The 16795-nt window shown below is 63.2% G+C and carries 13 protein-coding genes and 1 tRNA gene; 6 read left to right on the forward strand and 8 right to left on the reverse strand.

The window, feature by feature from the left end; translation table 11 throughout:
* The first annotated feature begins 205 nt into the window (after nt 1-205).
* The gene (locus XH92_RS02730; protein WP_194457859.1) at nt 206-952 is read left to right on the forward strand and encodes a response regulator transcription factor; all 747 of its coding nucleotides are present in this window, start codon (nt 206-208) and stop codon (nt 950-952) included.
* Here XH92_RS02730 and XH92_RS02735 read toward each other — a convergent pair.
* Both XH92_RS02735 and XH92_RS02740 read right to left on the reverse strand, forming a co-directional pair.
* Nucleotides 947-2320: a hybrid sensor histidine kinase/response regulator gene (locus XH92_RS02735; protein ID WP_194457860.1), complete on the reverse strand. Its 1374-nt coding sequence runs from the start codon at nt 2318-2320 to the stop codon at nt 947-949. The genes XH92_RS02730 and XH92_RS02735 overlap by 6 nt on opposite strands.
* Entirely contained in the window at nt 2317-3489 is a 1173-nt protein-coding gene (locus tag XH92_RS02740; RefSeq protein ID WP_194457861.1) for an FIST N-terminal domain-containing protein, read from the reverse strand. Before XH92_RS02740 ends, XH92_RS02735 begins: the two co-directional genes overlap by 4 nt.
* 463 nt (nt 3490-3952) lie before the next feature.
* Here XH92_RS02740 and XH92_RS02745 point away from each other — a divergent pair, with 463 nt between their 5' ends.
* Nucleotides 3953-5986: a methyl-accepting chemotaxis protein gene (locus XH92_RS02745; protein ID WP_194457862.1), complete on the forward strand. Its 2034-nt coding sequence runs from the start codon at nt 3953-3955 to the stop codon at nt 5984-5986.
* 51 nt (nt 5987-6037) lie between these two features.
* On the opposite strand, the gene XH92_RS02750 is transcribed toward XH92_RS02745, so the two are convergent.
* Both XH92_RS02750 and XH92_RS02755 read right to left on the reverse strand, forming a co-directional pair.
* On the reverse strand, nt 6038-6979 hold the full coding sequence (locus XH92_RS02750; RefSeq protein ID WP_194455593.1) for an IS110 family transposase: 942 nt from the start codon (nt 6977-6979) through the stop codon (nt 6038-6040).
* 310 nt (nt 6980-7289) lie between these two features.
* Nucleotides 7290-7670 carry a DUF3175 domain-containing protein gene (locus XH92_RS02755; protein WP_194457863.1) on the reverse strand — a complete coding sequence of 127 codons (381 nt, stop codon included), beginning with the start codon at nt 7668-7670 and terminating at the stop codon, nt 7290-7292.
* A 184-nt stretch (nt 7671-7854) separates the two neighbouring features.
* On the opposite strand from XH92_RS02755, the gene XH92_RS02760 reads away from it, so the two are divergent.
* The 4 genes from XH92_RS02760 (at nt 7855) to XH92_RS02775 (ending at nt 12373) form a co-directional block, all read left to right on the forward strand.
* Nucleotides 7855-9345, forward strand: coding sequence for an MFS transporter (locus tag XH92_RS02760; RefSeq protein ID WP_246788189.1), 1491 nt, complete (start codon nt 7855-7857; stop codon nt 9343-9345).
* Between the two features lie 3 nt (nt 9346-9348).
* Entirely contained in the window at nt 9349-10182 is an 834-nt protein-coding gene (gene otsB, locus XH92_RS02765; protein ID WP_194457864.1) for a trehalose-phosphatase, read from the forward strand.
* A gap of 204 nt (nt 10183-10386) precedes the next feature.
* Nucleotides 10387-11838: a trehalose-6-phosphate synthase gene (locus tag XH92_RS02770; RefSeq protein WP_194457865.1), complete on the forward strand. Its 1452-nt coding sequence runs from the start codon at nt 10387-10389 to the stop codon at nt 11836-11838.
* 445 nt (nt 11839-12283) lie between these two features.
* A tRNA-Ser gene (locus tag XH92_RS02775) sits at nt 12284-12373 on the forward strand.
* 155 nt (nt 12374-12528) lie between these two features.
* Here XH92_RS02775 and XH92_RS02780 read toward each other — a convergent pair.
* The 4 genes from XH92_RS02780 to XH92_RS02795 form a co-directional block, all read right to left on the reverse strand.
* The gene (locus tag XH92_RS02780) at nt 12529-13407 is read right to left on the reverse strand and encodes an ABC transporter permease (protein ID WP_194457866.1); all 879 of its coding nucleotides are present in this window, start codon (nt 13405-13407) and stop codon (nt 12529-12531) included.
* Nucleotide 13408: 1 nt separating this feature from the next.
* Nucleotides 13409-14290 (reverse strand): ABC transporter permease, encoded by an 882-nt coding sequence (locus XH92_RS02785; RefSeq protein ID WP_194457867.1) that lies wholly within the window; start codon nt 14288-14290, stop codon nt 13409-13411.
* A gap of 72 nt (nt 14291-14362) precedes the next feature.
* Nucleotides 14363-15655, reverse strand: a complete 1293-nt coding sequence (locus XH92_RS02790) for a PotD/PotF family extracellular solute-binding protein (protein ID WP_194457868.1) — start codon at nt 15653-15655, stop codon at nt 14363-14365.
* 17 nt (nt 15656-15672) lie between these two features.
* The gene (locus XH92_RS02795; protein ID WP_194457869.1) at nt 15673-16707 is read right to left on the reverse strand and encodes an ABC transporter ATP-binding protein; all 1035 of its coding nucleotides are present in this window, start codon (nt 16705-16707) and stop codon (nt 15673-15675) included.
* Nucleotides 16708-16795: the final 88 nt, after the last annotated feature.

A 16795-nucleotide genomic window follows, 5' to 3' on the forward strand; every position in this document is an offset into this window, starting at 1 on the left:
GAGTGCGAAGCGGTTTTCCGAAAAGATCATGCTCAAACAACAAGCTAAAGCGCGATGACGATTCAACCCAATCTCATCGCGCTTTAGGCTTGCTGCACTGCGAGGCGGCGCATTGAACATGCTGCCTATAGGCCGCCGCCCGGCTTTGAGATAACGTCGTGCGAACAATGGCTGTCATGAGTATCCGAGGGAGGACGGCGCAGCATTGACCACGACCGCGCCCCTGGCGGACGAGCCGCCGCTCGATAGGGCGGGTGCGCCTCGACTGTTGATCGTCGAGGACCACCCGCTGTTCCGCGCTGCCCTGATCGGCGTGATCGGGGCCGAATTTCCCGATGCCGAGGTGCTGCAGGCGACCTCGATCGATGGCGCGCTCGACGTGATCGCGGTGCGCGAGGGCCTCGACCTGATCCTGCTCGACCTGTCGATGCCGGGCACCACCGGCCTGCTCGGCGCCTACCGGGTGCGGGCCGCCGCGCCGCGCAGCGCGCTCGTGATCGTGTCTGCGCATGACGATTCCCGGATCATCGGCGGCGCGATCGCGCTCGGCATTTCCGGATTCATTCCGAAGTCGACGCCAAAGGTCGAGCTGGCCCGCCTGCTGCGCGGCATACTCGAAGGCGAGGTGTGCCTGCCGACGCGTTTCCGCGATCCGGCCGCCGCGCGGAAGGGCCAGGCCGAAACCAAGCAGCTGGTGCAGCAGCTCGGCCAGTTCACCGCGCAGCAGCTTCGCGTGCTCGACATGATCTGCCGCGGCCTGCAGAACAAGCACATCGCCTATCAGCTCGATATCTCGGTCACCACCGTGAAGGTGCACGTCTCGGAGATCCTGCGCAAGCTCGGGGTGCGCAGCCGGACCGAGGCCATCATCGCGCTGTCGAAACTGGATTTCGGCAAGCACGACCATGCGCCGGTGACGACTCCGCCGTCGTCTCACAGTGCTGAATCATAGCCGCGCATTCGACTGCTCGGCCGCCAGCAGGAACGACAGCAGCGAGCGCATCTCGGCAGGCTTGATCGGCTTCTTAAGGAGTTCGTGGCCGAAGGCCGAGACGTCGGAGGCGGCCTTGGCCGAGTAGTCGGCGGTCACGATGATCGCCGGAACCTTGGCGTTGATCTCGCCGCGGATCACGTCGACGGCCTGGATGCCGGTCTCGCCATTGTCGAGGTGCAGGTCGGCGATGATGGCGTCGGGAATACCGTCCAGCGCGTGGATGCGCTCGAGCGCCTCGGTCTTGGAGATCGTCACCGCGACGTCGCAGCCCCATTTCTCCAGGAGATGGGCGAGGCCCTCGGCGCTCGAGAGGTCGTTCTCGATCAGCAGGATCTTCGCGCCCTCCATGCCGCCATAACGATAGTCGACGCTGGCCTGTTCACGCACCGGGATCGCCACCGGATCGAAGGTGCGGGGCACGGTGACCGAGAACACCGAGCCCTTGCCGGCGCGCGAATTCAGCCTGATGTCATGGCCGAGCAGGTCGGCAAACCGGCGCACGATCGACAGGCCGAGCCCGATGCCCGCCTTGTCGCTCGCGCCGGCGTCGCCGCGCTGAAACTCGACGAAGATGGCCTCGCGCTGGGCTTCCGGAATGCCCGGGCCGGTGTCGTGCACCTCGATGCAGATGTCTTCGCCCTTGAGGCGGCATCCCATCAGCACGCTGCCGCGCTGGGTGTAGCGCAGCGCGTTGGCCAAAAGGTTCTGCAGGATCCGGCGCAGCATCAGCGGATCCGAGCGCACCACCGCCGACGTCGGCATGATCTTGAAGCCGAGGTTGCGCTTGGCGGCGGTTGCCACAAACTCGTGCTCAAGCGGCTCGAACAGCGAGGCGATGGCGACCGGACCGAATTCGGGCCTGAGCACGCCGGCATCGAGCTTCGAGATGTCGAGCAGCGTCCGCAGCATGTCTTCCAGCGTCGCCAGCGAACGGTCGATCTGGTCGGTCAGCGCGACGCTCTTGGGCTCGCGGGCCATCTCGGTGAGTGCGGAGAGCGTCAGCCGCGCCGCATTGAGTGGCTGCAACAGATCGTGCGTCACCGAGACCAGCACCGACGATTTCAGCGAGCTTGCCGCCTCGGCCTGTTGCTTGGCCTGCAGCAGGCGCCCATTGGTCTTCTCCAGCGATTGCAGCGCCTGCTTGAGCTGCTGGGTGCGGTCGCGCACCTGCTGATCCAGCGCGATCGCGGTCTCGAACAGCGAAAAGGCGTTGAGCTGCTGGTCGGTCGAACGTTCGACCCGCGACATCAGCGCCGCGTTGATCTTGCGCAGCTTCTCGGCTTCGCGTTCGAGGGCGGCAATGCGTGTGGTCTTGCTGTCGGTCATTGCGGCGCGACAGCCCGCTTGCCGATGGCGATACCGGTCAGCGTCTGGTTGACATGCATGGAGCGATACTGCTCGCCATAGGTCTGAAAGCCAATCACTTTGTTGCGGCGATAGAGCTCCGACATCTCCCGCGACAGCTGGCGCTGCTCGACATCGAGCCGGCGCAGCACGCATTCGAAGCCGATGAACATCGAGACCTCGCCGAGATCCTCGGTCAGCTCCTTGAGCAGGCGGCTCGTCACGTCGATCGGGTCGCGCTCGCGCGCCACCGTCAGCACCATGCCCTCGTCGATCGCGCAGAAGAACTGCAGCGACCCGTCGGGATTGGTGCGCTGGATCGACCGCGCGTAATAGGCGCCGCCGACGCGGACCAGGACCGGATGCGCGGCGAAGGAGAACAATTCGAGCTTGCTGTCGCTGAGACCGACGGCACGGGAATATTCCAGCGCGGCGGGCTCGGCGTTCAATTCCTTGACGATACGGTGCTCGATGTCGGCTTCGGTCACCACCATCTTGGTCGAGGTCGGTTCGAAATGGTCGCATTTGAAGGTGCGGAACGGCAGCCGGGTCCGGATCAGGATCAGGACGGCGGCATCGGTAAAGGCTTCGCCGCCGTAGAACACCCACGACTTCTCGAAGCGCAGGCCGTCGCCGGCGGAGCCGCCGACCACCGGAATGTCGCCGAGCGATGCGTAGATCGCCGACATGATGGTTTCCTCACGCTGGCACATGCCGTCGATGAAGAGCAGCCCGAAGGAATCCTCGGTGTGATCGCAATGCTCGGTGCGCTGCGCGAAGTCGTTCTGCAACTCGGTGCACATCGAGCGGCCATGATCGACCCGGAACGTCGCAAGATCGAACAGCGGCCGGGCGGCGATGACGAAATCGGCGGCGTCAAAGCCCATCGCGACGACGCTGTCCTCATCCCAGCCGCCGGGCGACAATTCGCCGGCCGTGGTGCAGCCGAAGATCGGAACGTCGCCCATCCGCCTCGACAACTCGGCAATGAATTCCTTCGGATCATAGAACGGCGAGACGAACACCACGAGCATGGCGAGATCGGCCGCCGCCAGTTGGCGCGCGATCTCGTCGGCCGCTTGCCGCGGCCCGTCGGTCTTTGCCTGCACCACGACAATACTGTCGGTGGCGCTGCCGTTCTGCTTCGCCAAAGGCGTTCTCCCTGACCTGAATTTTTTGCTTTTCTTGGCGCGGCCTGTCGTGACCGCGCGGGTCGCAAGGGCATACGGGCCATGCCGCGATGGGTTGCGGTCAGGCCTGCCGGTATCTTCTAGGTCGTGAGGGGAAATGTCATGGGCCGGGCGACTTCGCCGGCAGCTGCGCTCGTCGCAAGCGGCAACGGCGCCGTTCGACGCGATGACATGGGACACCTCCCGATGTGTTCTCCCGGCCCGGGCAGGGACAGGTTTGATCGGTTCTAAAGTATCGGGCCGGACCCGCGCGTCAATCCGCAAGCCTACCGCCTCTGCCCGACCAAGGTAGTACCGCGCCGGACCGGGCGGCCGCTGCCCATTTACCGGGCTTTATCGATTCTGCCTTAGTTTTGCCCTCCGGGGGCTGGGGCGGGTTGCTGCCGGACCCCGTGTGGTTTTCAGAATGAAGACGGGGGTGGGAATGCCGGGACTCAAGCGATCGCTGTCGATCAGGCTCCCAACCCTCAGATTTCGCGCCAAGATCATGCTCGGCTTTGCCGTCACCTTGGCGCTGTCGGCAGCCACCATGGGCTTTGCCTACATGGGCTTCGAGCGGGTCTCCGCCGGCGTCGGCTCCTACCGCCAGAGCGTCGCGGAAGCCGATCTCGCCCGCAACATCGATCGCGAACTGATCTCCTACCGTTCGCTGGCACGCTACTACGTCGCGACCGGCAAGGAGGACGACGCCAAGGCGGCGCTCGCCGCCGAGGCCAGCCTGAAGGACGCCATCGTGGCGTCGATGAAGGGCACCACCAATCCGGCTCGGCTCGAACAGGTCACCAAGCTGGAGCGCGAATTCCGCGCCTTCACCAAGATCTTCGCCGAGATCGTCCGCATCAAGGACGACAGCGCGCAGACCGCGCAGAACAGGCTGGTCCGCAGCGCGACCTCGATGCGCTACAAGCTCGACGATTTGCCGAGCAATGCCGATGATTCCGAGTTGCAGTCGATCCAGTTCGGCGCCAAGAAAGTTTCCGATCAGCTGCAGTCGATCACCGGGGCGGTCAACAGCTTCGTCGTCAACGGCGACAAGACGGTCGCCTCCAGCGCGCTCGCCCGGCTGAAATTCGCCGACAACCTGGTGAAGGGGATCACCTCGCAGAACGAGCGGATCACCCAGGGCGTGAAGGATATCACCGGACTGCTCGAAGAGTACCGCGAGGCGCTGGCCAAGCTGATCGCGAATGCGAAGTCGATCGACGAACTGACCGTCGAGATGACCGAGTCTGCGGCCGCCATCAGCCAGGGCGCGGCGGCGATGAAGTCCGACCTGCTCGCCGATCAGAAGCGGCTCGAGACCGAATCGCATTCCATGATCGGCGAGACCGAGCAGCTCATCCTGATGCTTGCCGCCGGCAGCTTCGTGCTCGGACTCGGCTGGGCCTTCCTGCTCGGCAAGGGCATCTCGCGGCCGATCGCAGCGATGTGCGCGGCGATGCGCGAGCTCGCGGCAGGCAATTTCGACGTGGTGCTGCCCGGCCTCGGCCGCCGCGACGAGCTCGGCGAGATGGCCGGTGCCGTCGAAGAGTTCAAGGTCCAGGCGGTCGCCAAGGCCGAGCGCGATGCCGCGACCCAGGAAGCGCAGAACAAGGCGAGCGCCACCGCACGGCGCAACGAGCTGATTCGCTTCGCCGACGAATTCGAATCGGCCGTCGGCTCGATCGTCTCCAACGTGTCGGCGTCCGCGGTGCAGCTCGAATCCGCGGCGGGTACGCTGACCCGGACCGCGGAGACCACGCAGAATCTGTCGAGCCAGGTCGCCGGCGCGTCCGAGGAGGCCTCCAGCAACATGCAGTCGGTTGCGTCCGCGACCGAGGAGCTGTCGGCGTCGGTCGACGAGATCGGCCGCCGCGCCAAGGAATCCAGCCAGATCGCGGATTCAGCCGTGCGCCAGGCCGAGCAGACCGACGCGCGGATCGGCAAGCTCTCGCGCGCCGCGCAGGAGATCGGCGACGTGGTCAAGCTGATCACGGCGATCGCCGAGCAGACCAACTTGCTGGCGCTGAACGCCACCATCGAGGCCGCGCGCGCCGGTGACGCCGGCCGCGGCTTCGCCGTGGTCGCATCGGAAGTGAAGTCGCTGGCGAGCCAGACCGCGAGGGCCACCGACGAGATCTCCACCCACATCTCGGGCATGCAGGCCGCGACGCAGGAATCGGTTGCCGCGATCAAGGAGATCGGCGGCACGATCGGGCAGATCTCGGGAATTGCGACCAATATCGCAAGCTCGGTCGAGCAGCAGAGCGCCGCAACGCAGGAGATCGCGCGCAGCGTGCAGAACGTCGCGCAAGGCACCCAGGAAGCCGCTGCCAGCGTCACCCAGGTCAATCGCGGTGCCACCGAGACCGGAGCCGCCTCCGAAGAGGTGTTGAATTCGGCCCGCTCGCTGTCGGTCGAGAGCTCGCGGCTGCGCGAGGAGCTCGACCGCTTCATGGCGAACATCCGTGCGGCGTAACGTTTGCGCCAGCCCATCAATTATCGTCATCCCGGCGCAGGCCGGCAACTGTTATGTTGGTTTGGTCTGCAGGTACGGCTTTCGGTCTCGCATCATGGCATTGAGGACCGTTAGCAGCTTCCTGGCGACGGCGATGAGGGCGAGTTTGGCTGGTTTTCCGGCCTGTCGCAGCCGTGCATAGAAGGCCTTGAACGGATCAGCTCTGCGAACTGCGTTGAGGGCCGCCATATAGAGGGCGTCACGAACGCGCTTTCGGCCGCCCGCAATCTTGCGCTTGCCGCGGAAGGCGCCGCTGTCGACGTTGAAGGGAGCCAGGCCAGCGAGCGCTGCGAGTTGTTTGGGCCCGACCCGCCCGAGTTCCGGCATCTGCGCGATCAGCTGCATGCAGGCTACCGGACCCACGCCGGGCAGCGAACGCATTAACTTGGCATCGTCCGCGATCTCCGCTTCGGCTTTAATCAATGCACTGATGTCCGCCTCGATCTCGGCGATCTCGCTGTCGAGGACCTCGATGAGGCGGCCAATGCGTTCGGCCATTGCGCGATCGTCGGCCTCGCTGCGCCGGTTCTTCTCCTGGGCGCGCATGAGGACCAGCTGATCCCGCCGTTTTGCAAGCCTCGCCAAAGTGTTGCGTGCAGGATCGGCGACCTGCTCGGGGGCAGGCTGCATGGCCCGCGCAAAGGCCGCCAGCATCCGCGCATCGATCGGATCGGTCTTGGCGAGTAGGCCGCTAGCCCGTGCAAAGTCGCGGGCACGGGCCGGGTTGATCCGTGCGAACTGGATCCCGGCCTGACGCAGCGCCTCGCGAAGCGCGAGGTCATAGATACCCGTCGCCTCGAAGACGACCAGCGCAGCGCATTGCCAACGCGCCACCTGCTGTGTGATGGCCTGTGGCGCGTTGGCAATGCGCCTCGGCACGCCGTCAGCCTCATCAAAGATATCGAGGTGTTTCTTGGAGATGTCGATTCCAACGTAACGAAGAGCTATGATCACGGTGCCTGTCCCTGTGATGCGAGGTCTGTTGGCGCAGCCTCGTGCAACTGTTCAGGTTTGTAGATGGAACGGGCGGGAGACCGAGCCGGCTCACGGCGTCAAGCGCCAAGGACCCAACGGCTTCCCGCCCACCCTCATCATGACAGACTTCCAAGACACAGGGACCCATAACCACCGCCCTTCGTTGACGTACGGATAACTTGCCGCGTGCCTATTACCTAGGCCGCGGCGTATGGGTCCTGGCTTTCGCCAGGACGACGGAATCAATCACGTTGCCGGGACGACGCCGTTGGTTGAGGAGGTGGCGGAATCAATCCCGTCCGAACTGGTGCTTCAATTCCACCTTGGCGCGTTCCAGCCGTGACCGTTCGGTCTTCGGCAGTGTCCTGCCGGCGCGGTTGATGTAGAAGGTCAGCATCGACAGCGCGGACCGATAGGCGCCGCTCTTGCGGCGCGTGCTGTGCTCGGCAGATGTTTTCAGCGACGATGCGATCTTCTTCGCGCTGGTCTGCTTGAACACGCCGTGCTTGAGGTCGAGCGCGTCACTCTCTTTCGTTACCCGCTGCGACCATCGCTTCGACGTCGTCTTGCTTGCTCCGCGCTTGCGGCGCGTCGTGCTCGCGGATCGCTTTGCTGATTTTGTCGCTGATTTTCTTGCCGTCTTGCGCGTCGCTTTCTTGTGTGCGGCCATCGATGCCTCCGTGGCTTTCGAGCCGAGAACAGTTCGCAGCAATCGCGGTTCCTATGCCGCATCGCGGGAACCCTTGCCGGGCTGCGGCGTTGACGTCGCGTGGCGGGCACTCCGTTTGCCGCAATCCTGGGAAAGAGAACCTTGGAACCTGCCGTTCCGGGGTCTTTCTCATTGGTCCATTCTGATGACACTGCAGCGGACACAATTGAGCTCTGCGACGACGCACGAGGCCGTGGCCCCAGCCACAGCAGACGAAGACCGCATCATCGAGACCTCGATCCCGGTCAGGCTCGACAATCTCAGCTGGAGCGGCTTTCACACCCGCGTCGTGCTGGCGCTCGGTATTACCTGGATACTCGACGGGCTCGAGGTGACGCTTGCCGGCGCGCTGTCGGGCGCGCTGAAGGAGAGCCCGACAATGGGCTTCTCCAACGCCGATGTCGGCCTTGCCAGCAGCGCCTATCTCGCCGGTGCCGTGCTCGGCGCGCTCGGTTTCGGCTGGCTCACCGACCGGATCGGCCGCAAGAAGCTGTTCTTCATCACGCTCGCGCTCTATCTCTCGGCGACCGCTGCGACCGCGCTGTCGTGGAACGTCGCGAGCTACGCGCTGTTTCGCTTTCTCACCGGCGCCGGCATCGGCGGCGAATACACCGCGATCAACTCGACCATCCAGGAGCTGGTGCCGGCGCGCTATCGCGGCTGGACCGATCTCGTCATCAACGGCAGCTTCTGGATCGGCGCCGCGATCGGCGCGCTGAGCGCGATCGTCCTGCTCGATCCTGCTTTCCTCGCACCGGATCACGGCTGGCGGATCGCCTATTTCACCGGCGCGGTGCTCGGCCTCGTCGTGCTCTTGATGCGGATGTGGATTCCGGAGAGTCCGCGCTGGCTGATGATCCATGGCTATCCCGACCGGGCCCACAAGATCGTCGCTGATATCGAGACCTCGGTGCTCGGTCATGAACAGGCCAGCGAAGATTTTGACAAGATCAGGTTGCGGATGCGCGATCACACGCCGTTGCGCGAGGTCGCGGTGACGCTGTTCTACACCTACCGGCAGCGCTCGCTGGTCGGGCTCACATTGATGGCCGCGCAGGCATTCTTCTACAATGCGATCTTCTTCACCTTCGCACTGATCTTGACCGATTTCTTCGGCATCGCGGCCAGCAATGTCGGCTGGTATATCCTTCCCTTCGCCGCCGGCAATTTCCTCGGGCCGCTGCTGCTCGGTCGCCTGTTCGATACGCTGGGCCGCCGCACCATGATCGTGCTGACCTACGGCACCTCGGGCGTGCTGCTGGCGCTATCCGGCTATCTGTTCTCGATCGGCGTGCTCAGCGCGCAGACCCAAACCATCGCATGGATGGTGATCTTCTTCTTCGCCTCGCCGGCCGCGAGCGCCGCCTATCTCACCGTCAGCGAGACGTTTCCGCTCGAGGTCCGCGCGCTCGCGATCGCCGCCTTCTACGCGATCGGCACCGGCATCGGCGGCGTCATTGGCCCTGCGCTGTTCGGCGCGCTGATCGACACCGGATCGCGCAACAGCGTCTTCGCCGGCTACCTCTTGGGGTCGGCACTCATGATGGTCGCCGCAGCAGTCGCATGGCGCTACGCCGTCGCGGCCGAGCGAAAATCGCTCGAATCTGTCGCGCGGCCCCTGGCATTTGTGGAGTAGACTATGACGAAGCATGAATTGGCCGAAATGCCCCTGGATGACGACATCGCCCCTGACGCGACGACCGGCAGCGCGCCGGCGCCGGCATCGCTGATTCCGCCGCTGGATCGCACCGCGGTGCTGCTCGACATCGACGGCACGCTGCTCGATTTCGCGCCGACGCCGCGCGAGGTCTGGGTGCCGCCGGAGCTCGCGACCACGCTGAAGCAATTGCACGAGCGCACTGGTGGCGCGCTGGCGCTGGTCAGCGGCCGCTCGCTCAACGACATCGATTTGATCTTCGCGCCGGACCAGTTTCCCGCGGTCGGCGGCCACGGCGCCGAGATGCGGCTGCAGCCGGACAGCGAGGCGGTCGCCGCGCACGCGCCGCCGCTCGACAAGGAATTGAAGCGTCGTCTCGCTGCGATCGCCAAGCTCAGTCCCGGCATTCTGCTCGAGGACAAGGGCTATTCGCTGGCGCTGCACTACCGGCTGGCGCCGCACGCTGAGAAGGCGATCTATGAGGCGGTGTCGCTGATCCGCGCCGAGCTGCCGAATGCGCCGATCGAGGTGCTGCCGGGCAAGAGCGTCTGCGAGATCAAGCATTCCGGCTTCACCAAGGCCACCGGTGTGCTCGAGTTGATGACGCATGAACCGTTCAGGGGACGCCGCCCGTTCTTCATCGGCGACGACGTCACCGACGAGACCGTGTTCGCGATCATGCCCGACTTCAACGGCCTTGCATTCTCCGTCGGCCGTCGCGCGACCGGCGTCGCCGGACATTTCGCCGGGCCGAGCGATGTGCGAACGTTCCTCGCGCAGCTGCTCGACGACGATAGGGACGCCAGCCTGTCCTAACCAAATCACCTGCATCGCACGCTCGAATCGAATGCGGTTGTTTTGCGTCGTGGCGCTTGCCTCGCATGAATTTTTCTTTTCGCGAGTTCCCGCGAGTTCCGTGCGCGTTTGTCAGAATTTGGTTTCAATTGGGAGATTCCTTGATCAGGAACCATCTTGATGAATGGTTGTTAATACGCGAGTTGACCAACAGGAGGGGACCGGGTGAACCTCGTCGTCGTATCGAACCGCGTCTCGCGCGGAAAACCCAATGAACCCATGACGGGGGGGCTTGCAGCGGCATTGTTGCCGGTAGTGGAAAAGACAGGGGCAATATGGGTTGGTTCCAGCGGACGCGTCCGCGACGGGAACTTGAAGGAACCTTTTGCGGAAGTCGAAGCTCTCGGGGCCGGCGCGCTGGCAATGCTCGATCTGCCGGCCGCGCACTATGGCGGCTACTATGAAGGCTTTGCCAATTCGGCGCTGTGGCCCGCGATGCATTCGCGCGCCGATCTGATCCGCGCGTCGTACGAGGACTACACCAGCTATCGCGAAGTCAATGCGTTCATGGCGCGCGCGTTGCTGCGCTTCCGCAAGCCTGACTCCGTATTTTGGATCCAGGACTATCACTTCCTCGCGCTCGGCGCCGAACTGCGCGATCTCGGCGTGACGCAGCCGATCGGTTTCTTCCTGCACACGCCGTGGCCGGCGCGCGCGGTGATCGCGGGCGTGCCCAATCATCGCGAGCTGATCGAGGCGATGCTGTCCTATGACCTGATCGGGTTCCAGACCGAGGAGGATTGCGAGAATTTCCTGAGCTACGTGCAGAACGATCTCGATTTCGAGGTGCGTGACGGCGTGATCAATTCGTCGTTCGGGCGCACCCGCGCTGCGGTGTTCCCGATCGGCATCGATCCCGGCAAGTTCGCGCAGCAGGCGACCAAGGCGATGACGCATCCCGACGTGACGCGGCTGCGGCGCAGTCTCAACGGCGAGAAGCTCGCGATCGGCGTCGACCGGCTCGATTATTCCAAGGGCCTCGTCAACCGCATCAAGGCGTTCGACAAGATGTGGTCGCTGCATCCGGCGCTGAAACGCTCGGTGTCGCTGCTGCAGATCGCAACGCCGTCGCGCGGCGCGATCGAGGCCTATGGCAATCTCGCGAGCGAGGTCGCCAAGCTCGTCACCGACGTCAACGGCGTGCATGGCGAGGTGGACTGGACGCCGATCCGCTACCTCAACAAGGGCTTTGGCCAAGGCGTGCTCGCTGGGCTCTACCGTACCGCGCAGGTCGGCGTGGTGACGCCGCTGCAGGACGGCATGAACCTGGTCGCCAAGGAATATGTCGCCGCGCAGAACCCGGCCGATCCCGGCGTGCTGGTGCTGTCGAAATTCGCCGGCGCGGCGAACGAGCTCGACGCCGCGCTGCTGGTCAATCCGCATGACATCGACGGCATGGCGCGCACCCTTGCGACGGCGCTCGCGATGCCGCTGACCGAGCGGCGGATGCGCTGGGAAGCCATGATGGAGAAGCTCAACAGCGGCACCATCCAGCAATGGTTCGCCGACTTCATCGAGGTGCTGCAGGATACGCACAGTGCGGGAAACGCGGCGCTGCCAGAGCCACCAACCCTGTGGCCGCGCCGCACGGCGGATTTTGCCGCGCGATATCACTGAGCGAGCATGACCACGCTGAGGCGTGTTGGCTCCTGCCTCCGGTGTTATGTCGTCCCTGCCTAGTGCGCAATTGCGCACCAGGCAGGGACGACCGCGAAGTTGCGGCGCATGTCGCGAGCCCATCCATTCGCGTTCTCGCGACATCACTGCCCGAGCTTCGCATCCCGTTTCGCGCTCTCTTGAAGCGGGGCGCAGGCCGCATGATCCTGCGAGCTTGGTTGGCACCGGGGCGTGGCGAGGATCGGCCGATCGACCGCATGGTCTGATTTGCGCCGGTCTTTGACCGGCCACCGGCCAAAATCGCACGAAACGGCGAACCAGGAGGCGCGGTTCGGCTGGCGCCATCGCCAATTTACCCAATATTTTCAATCTATTGGGGAAATTTCGTGTGCCGGCCCCGCGCTCCCTTGCAAAATCCGCCTCAGCCCTTCAAGAGAGGCCTCCCGGAGAGATGGCCGAGTGGCTTAAGGCGCACGCTTGGAAAGCGTGTGTGCGGGAAACCGTACCGTGGGTTCGAATCCCACTCTCTCCGCCATTTGCACGATTTTCCACGCAAAACCACGATTTGGCGCGATTTCCCGCGACCTGCGAAAATGGCCATGCGGCGCCCGCTGGCATTGTTGACGAGATGTCATCCGACACACCGCCAGGCGCTGCTCGGGTTGACCATCAGCATGCGCGAGCTCGGCGCTACACCATTCCCTTGCCTGCGTCCGATCCGTGACGTCGTTGCCGGGCCTGAAGCACGAGAATGACAAGCAGCGCCAGGAAAATGACGAGGAAGGAAACGGCACTCGTCAGTGTTCCAAGCGCATAGATGTCCGGCTTCGTGACGGTGGTCGTCAGGCCCTGCAGATCGAGGGGGAGCGTGTTGACGGAGCCGATGGTCTGGCTTGAGCGTGCGAGCTCATCCCAGGACAAGGTAAATCCAAACAGACCGATACCGACGACCGACGGCAGTATGATCGGCAGCACGACGTGCCGAAATGTCTGCCAAGGCGTTGCGCCAAGGTCGCGTGCCGCCTCTTCGAGCCGGCTGTCAAATCGGTTGAAGATCGCAAACATGATCAGCAGGCCAAATGGCAGGGTCCAGGTCAGATGCGCGCCAAGGCCGGACGTAAACAGCCCCATGGCCGTTGTCCAATCTCCGACCCCGCTCTTGATGATGAAATCGTCAAGCAGGCGGAATTCCAGGGCGATGCCGAGCGAGGTAATGATCGACGGCATGATCAGGCTTGCGATCGCAACATAGAACAGGAAGGTCGCGCCGCGGAACGATCTGCGGAAGGCCATGCCCGCTGACACGGAGAGAACGACCGTGCACACCATGACGACGAGGCCGAGCTGCAGCGATCGCTTGAAAGCCGCCCCGATGTCGACGATGCCCGAACCGGAGAACACCTTGCCGAACCACACCAGGGACACGCCGTTCATGGGAAAGGTCAGGCCGCCATCGGGTCCCTGAAACGACAGGATATAGATCGCGAACATCGGACCATAGAGAAACAGGACGTAGGCGGTGAAAAACGCGGCGAGGAGATAGAAGGATCGCGGTCGCTTCTCGCCCATCTCACAGTTCCTTGCGAATATCGACGATCCGGGTCAGCGCCGAAATAATCAGGATCGTGATGCCGAGCAGGATGACGGCATTGGCTGCAGCCGCCGGGAATTGCAGCGCATTCAGACGCGCCTCGATGATCTTGCCGGCAGATGCAATCTGTTGGCCGCCCATCACCCCGATCGTGACAAAATCACCCATCACGATTGTGATCACGAAGATCGAGCCGATGACGATTCCGGGCTTTGCCAGGGGAATGACGATGTTCACCAGCGTCTGCCAACCGGTCGCGCCGGCATCGTAGGCGGCTTCGATCAGTCGCTTGTCGATGCGGATCATCGAGTTGAAGATCGGCACCACCATGAAGAACGTGAAGAGATGCACGAGGGCAAGTACGACGGAAAACTCCGAGAACAGCAGCCACTCCAGCGGTTGGTGGATCAACCCTGCGCCCTCGAGGCCCCTGTTGACCAGACCGTTCCGGCCAAGTAGCGGAATCCACGCAATCATGCGGATCACGTTCGATGTCCAGAACGGGATGGTGCAAAGCAGGGTGAGTACGATCTGCCAGGTTTTCGACCGGACGTGGAATGCAAGGAAATAGGCGACGGTAAACCCGATCAGAAGGGTCAGGACCCAGGTCAGCAGGCATAGCTTCAGGGTCTTCAGATAGGTCTTCAGGATGGTGCAGAGATTAGGCAGATCGGCAATGCATCCCTCGAACGTATCGCCGTAGCCACGCAGGCTGAACGCCGGGATCATTTCGTACTCGTTGTAGTCCCACGCGCTGACGATCGTCACGAAGAGCAGCGGCAACAGGAAGAACAGCGCGAACACGAGCATCATCGGTGCGGCCTGAAGCCACGCAGCGAAGGTCTTGCGGTCTTGCATCATTGAAGCGCCAATCGCGGCGATGGCGAAAGGACTTGCCGTGCGCGTTGGCCCGACAAGTCCTTCTGGATTGGATCAGGCGGCGATGAATTCATTCCACTTGCGTACCATGTAGTCGTTCTCGTCCATCACCGCGTTCCAGCAGGCGACGGCGCCCATGCGGTCGTCGTAGGAACCTCCATCGCGCGTGGCGCCGGCCTTCTCGAGGATCGTGCCGTCGGGCGCCTTAATGTCGCCGACGGCGGCCTTGCCTTCCATCCAGTAGCCCCATTCGTCCGCCGTCATGTTGGCCTTGGCGGTCGAGAGCACGGCCGAATAGTAACCCTGGCGATTGAGATAGGCGCCTGCCCAACCCGATAGATACCAGTTCACGAACTCATAAGCCCAGTCGAGCTTCGGTCCCGAAACCGCCTTCGATACACAGAACCCTGACGCCCAGGAGCGATAGCCTTCCTTGAGCGGCTGGAACGTGCAGGCGATCCCCATCGAGCGCACCTTGGTGACCGCGGGCGACCACATCGACTGAATGACGGTTTCACCCGATGCCATCAGGTTGACGGATTCGTTGAAATCCTTCCAGAATGCGCGGAACTGACCGGCCTTTTTGGCCTCCGTCATGATCTTCATGGTGAGATCAATCTCGGCCTTCGTCATGTTGCCCTTGTCGGCATATGTGTGCTGGCCACTGGCTTCGACCACCATCGCGGCATCCATGATTCCGATCGAGGGAATGTTGAGGATCGAGGCCTTGCCCTTGAACTCGGGATTGAGCAGTTCAGTCCACGATGAGATCGGCCGCTTGATCAGATCGGGACGGATGCCGAGCGTGTCGGCGTTGTAGACCGTGGGAATCAGCGTCACGAATTCGGTCGGTGTCCTGGAGAAGGTCTTTGAGTTCGCTCCTTCGAGATAAAGCACCTTCCAGGGCGCGGTGCCCTGGTCGCCGATCTTCCTGCCGTTCGGCAACTGACCCTTGGTGAACACCGGCGTGATGTTGTCGAATTCCTTGATCTTCTTGGCGTCGAGGGCAAAGATATTGCCCGACGGCACAAGCTTCTTCAGCGAGAAATACTCCGTATCCAGCACATCGAACGAGTTGGGCTGGGTGATCACACGTTTGGTCACGTCGTCGGTGGTTGCCGTGATGTATTCGATCTTGATCCCGGTATCTGCCAGACATTTCTTCGAGATTTCGTCACCTTCGTTCACTGCCGTTCCGAGGTAGCGCAGCACTTTCGCATCGGCTGAACGGACATAAGGAAATCCGGTAATTGCGCCGGAGCCCGCCGCGAGCCCGACCGCTCCGGCCGCGCCCTTCAGCACGGTGCGGCGGCTGATGCGACGATCGAATTTCGAAGATTTGCTCATGATGATCTCCCTGAGTGTCAGGCCGCCCTTTCAGGCGACCGGATAGTTGCAGAACTGGCGGTCTTCAGAAGGCTGGCCTGCATCGGGTCCCATGTGGCAAGAACGCGCTCGCCGACGATGTAGTTGGCTTCGTCGAATTGGGTCTCCGTGACCTGGGCCGAGATCTCGGGCCCGCCGTCGACGGCAATGACGACGCGGACATAGGTTCCCTGGTACTCGACCTCGCTGATCGTGCCCGCGACCGATGGGCCGGCGACGGTTTCGGTCGGTCGTTTCAGCATCAGCCGATCAACCCGAACCGCGAAGGTCTCATGGTTCAGGGCAATGACGTTGTGGCCGCCGATGAACTTCGCGGTGAACTCGGTTCTCGGGTGGTTGAAGATGGCGCGCGGCGAGCCCTGCTGCTCGATCCGGCCGCCATTCATGAGAACCACGATATCGGCGAGCGCCATCGCCTCGTCCTGGCCATGGGTCACGTGGATGAAGGTCAGCCCGAGCTCGCGCTGCAGTTTCTTCAATTCTGCTCGCATTCGCAGCCGCAAGAACGGATCGAGCGCCGAAAGCGGCTCGTCCAGGAGCAAGATTTGAGGAGAGGTGATCAGCGCGCGCGCGAGGGCCACGCGCTGTTGCTGGCCCCCGGAGAGCTGGCCCGGCAGCCTTGCCGCGTAGGGCTGCATATCGACGAGCTCCAGCAACTTGCCGGCCTCGGCGTGGCGTGCGGCCTTGGCAACGCCCTTCATTTTCAGGGCGAAGCCGACATTGTCGATGACAGAGAGGTGCGGGAACAGGGCGTAAGACTGAAACATCATCGCCGTGCTTCGATCGGCGGGGGGCAGGTTGGTTACATTCTTCGGACCGACCAGGATGTCGCCTGAACTGACGGCCTCGTGCCCGGCGACCATTCGCAGTGTGGACGTCTTGCCGCAGCCAGACGGCCCGAGCAGGCAACAATAGGAGCCGGCGGGAATCTTGAGATTGATGGCGTCAACGGCGGTGACGTCGCCATACATCTTCGTCAACTGCACGAGTTCGAGCGCCGCCGTCGTTGTCATCCGCACCATTCCGCATGGTCTACCGAGCCCCTGAGCGACCTTGTCACCCCGGAGAGCTATCCGGGGTTGGGATGCAACAGATGTGCCA

Source organism: Bradyrhizobium sp. CCBAU 53421 (assembly GCF_015291625.1).
Taxonomy (GTDB): Bacteria; Pseudomonadota; Alphaproteobacteria; order Rhizobiales; family Xanthobacteraceae; genus Bradyrhizobium.

Coding starts and splice junctions, on each gene's coding strand:
- XH92_RS02735 (WP_194457860.1), bottom strand. CDS start 2,320: ATGACCGACAGCAAGACCACACGCATTGCCGCCCTCGAACGCGAAGCC.
- XH92_RS02745 (WP_194457862.1), top strand. CDS start 3,953: ATGCCGGGACTCAAGCGATCGCTGTCGATCAGGCTCCCAACCCTCAGA.
- XH92_RS02755 (WP_194457863.1), bottom strand. CDS start 7,670: ATGGCCGCACACAAGAAAGCGACGCGCAAGACGGCAAGAAAATCAGCG.
- XH92_RS02760 (WP_246788189.1), top strand. CDS start 7,855: ATGACACTGCAGCGGACACAATTGAGCTCTGCGACGACGCACGAGGCC.
- otsB (WP_194457864.1), top strand. CDS start 9,349: ATGACGAAGCATGAATTGGCCGAAATGCCCCTGGATGACGACATCGCC.
- XH92_RS02780 (WP_194457866.1), bottom strand. CDS start 13,407: ATGGGCGAGAAGCGACCGCGATCCTTCTATCTCCTCGCCGCGTTTTTC.
- XH92_RS02785 (WP_194457867.1), bottom strand. CDS start 14,290: ATGATGCAAGACCGCAAGACCTTCGCTGCGTGGCTTCAGGCCGCACCG.
- XH92_RS02790 (WP_194457868.1), bottom strand. CDS start 15,655: ATGAGCAAATCTTCGAAATTCGATCGTCGCATCAGCCGCCGCACCGTG.
- XH92_RS02795 (WP_194457869.1), bottom strand. CDS start 16,707: ATGACAACGACGGCGGCGCTCGAACTCGTGCAGTTGACGAAGATGTAT.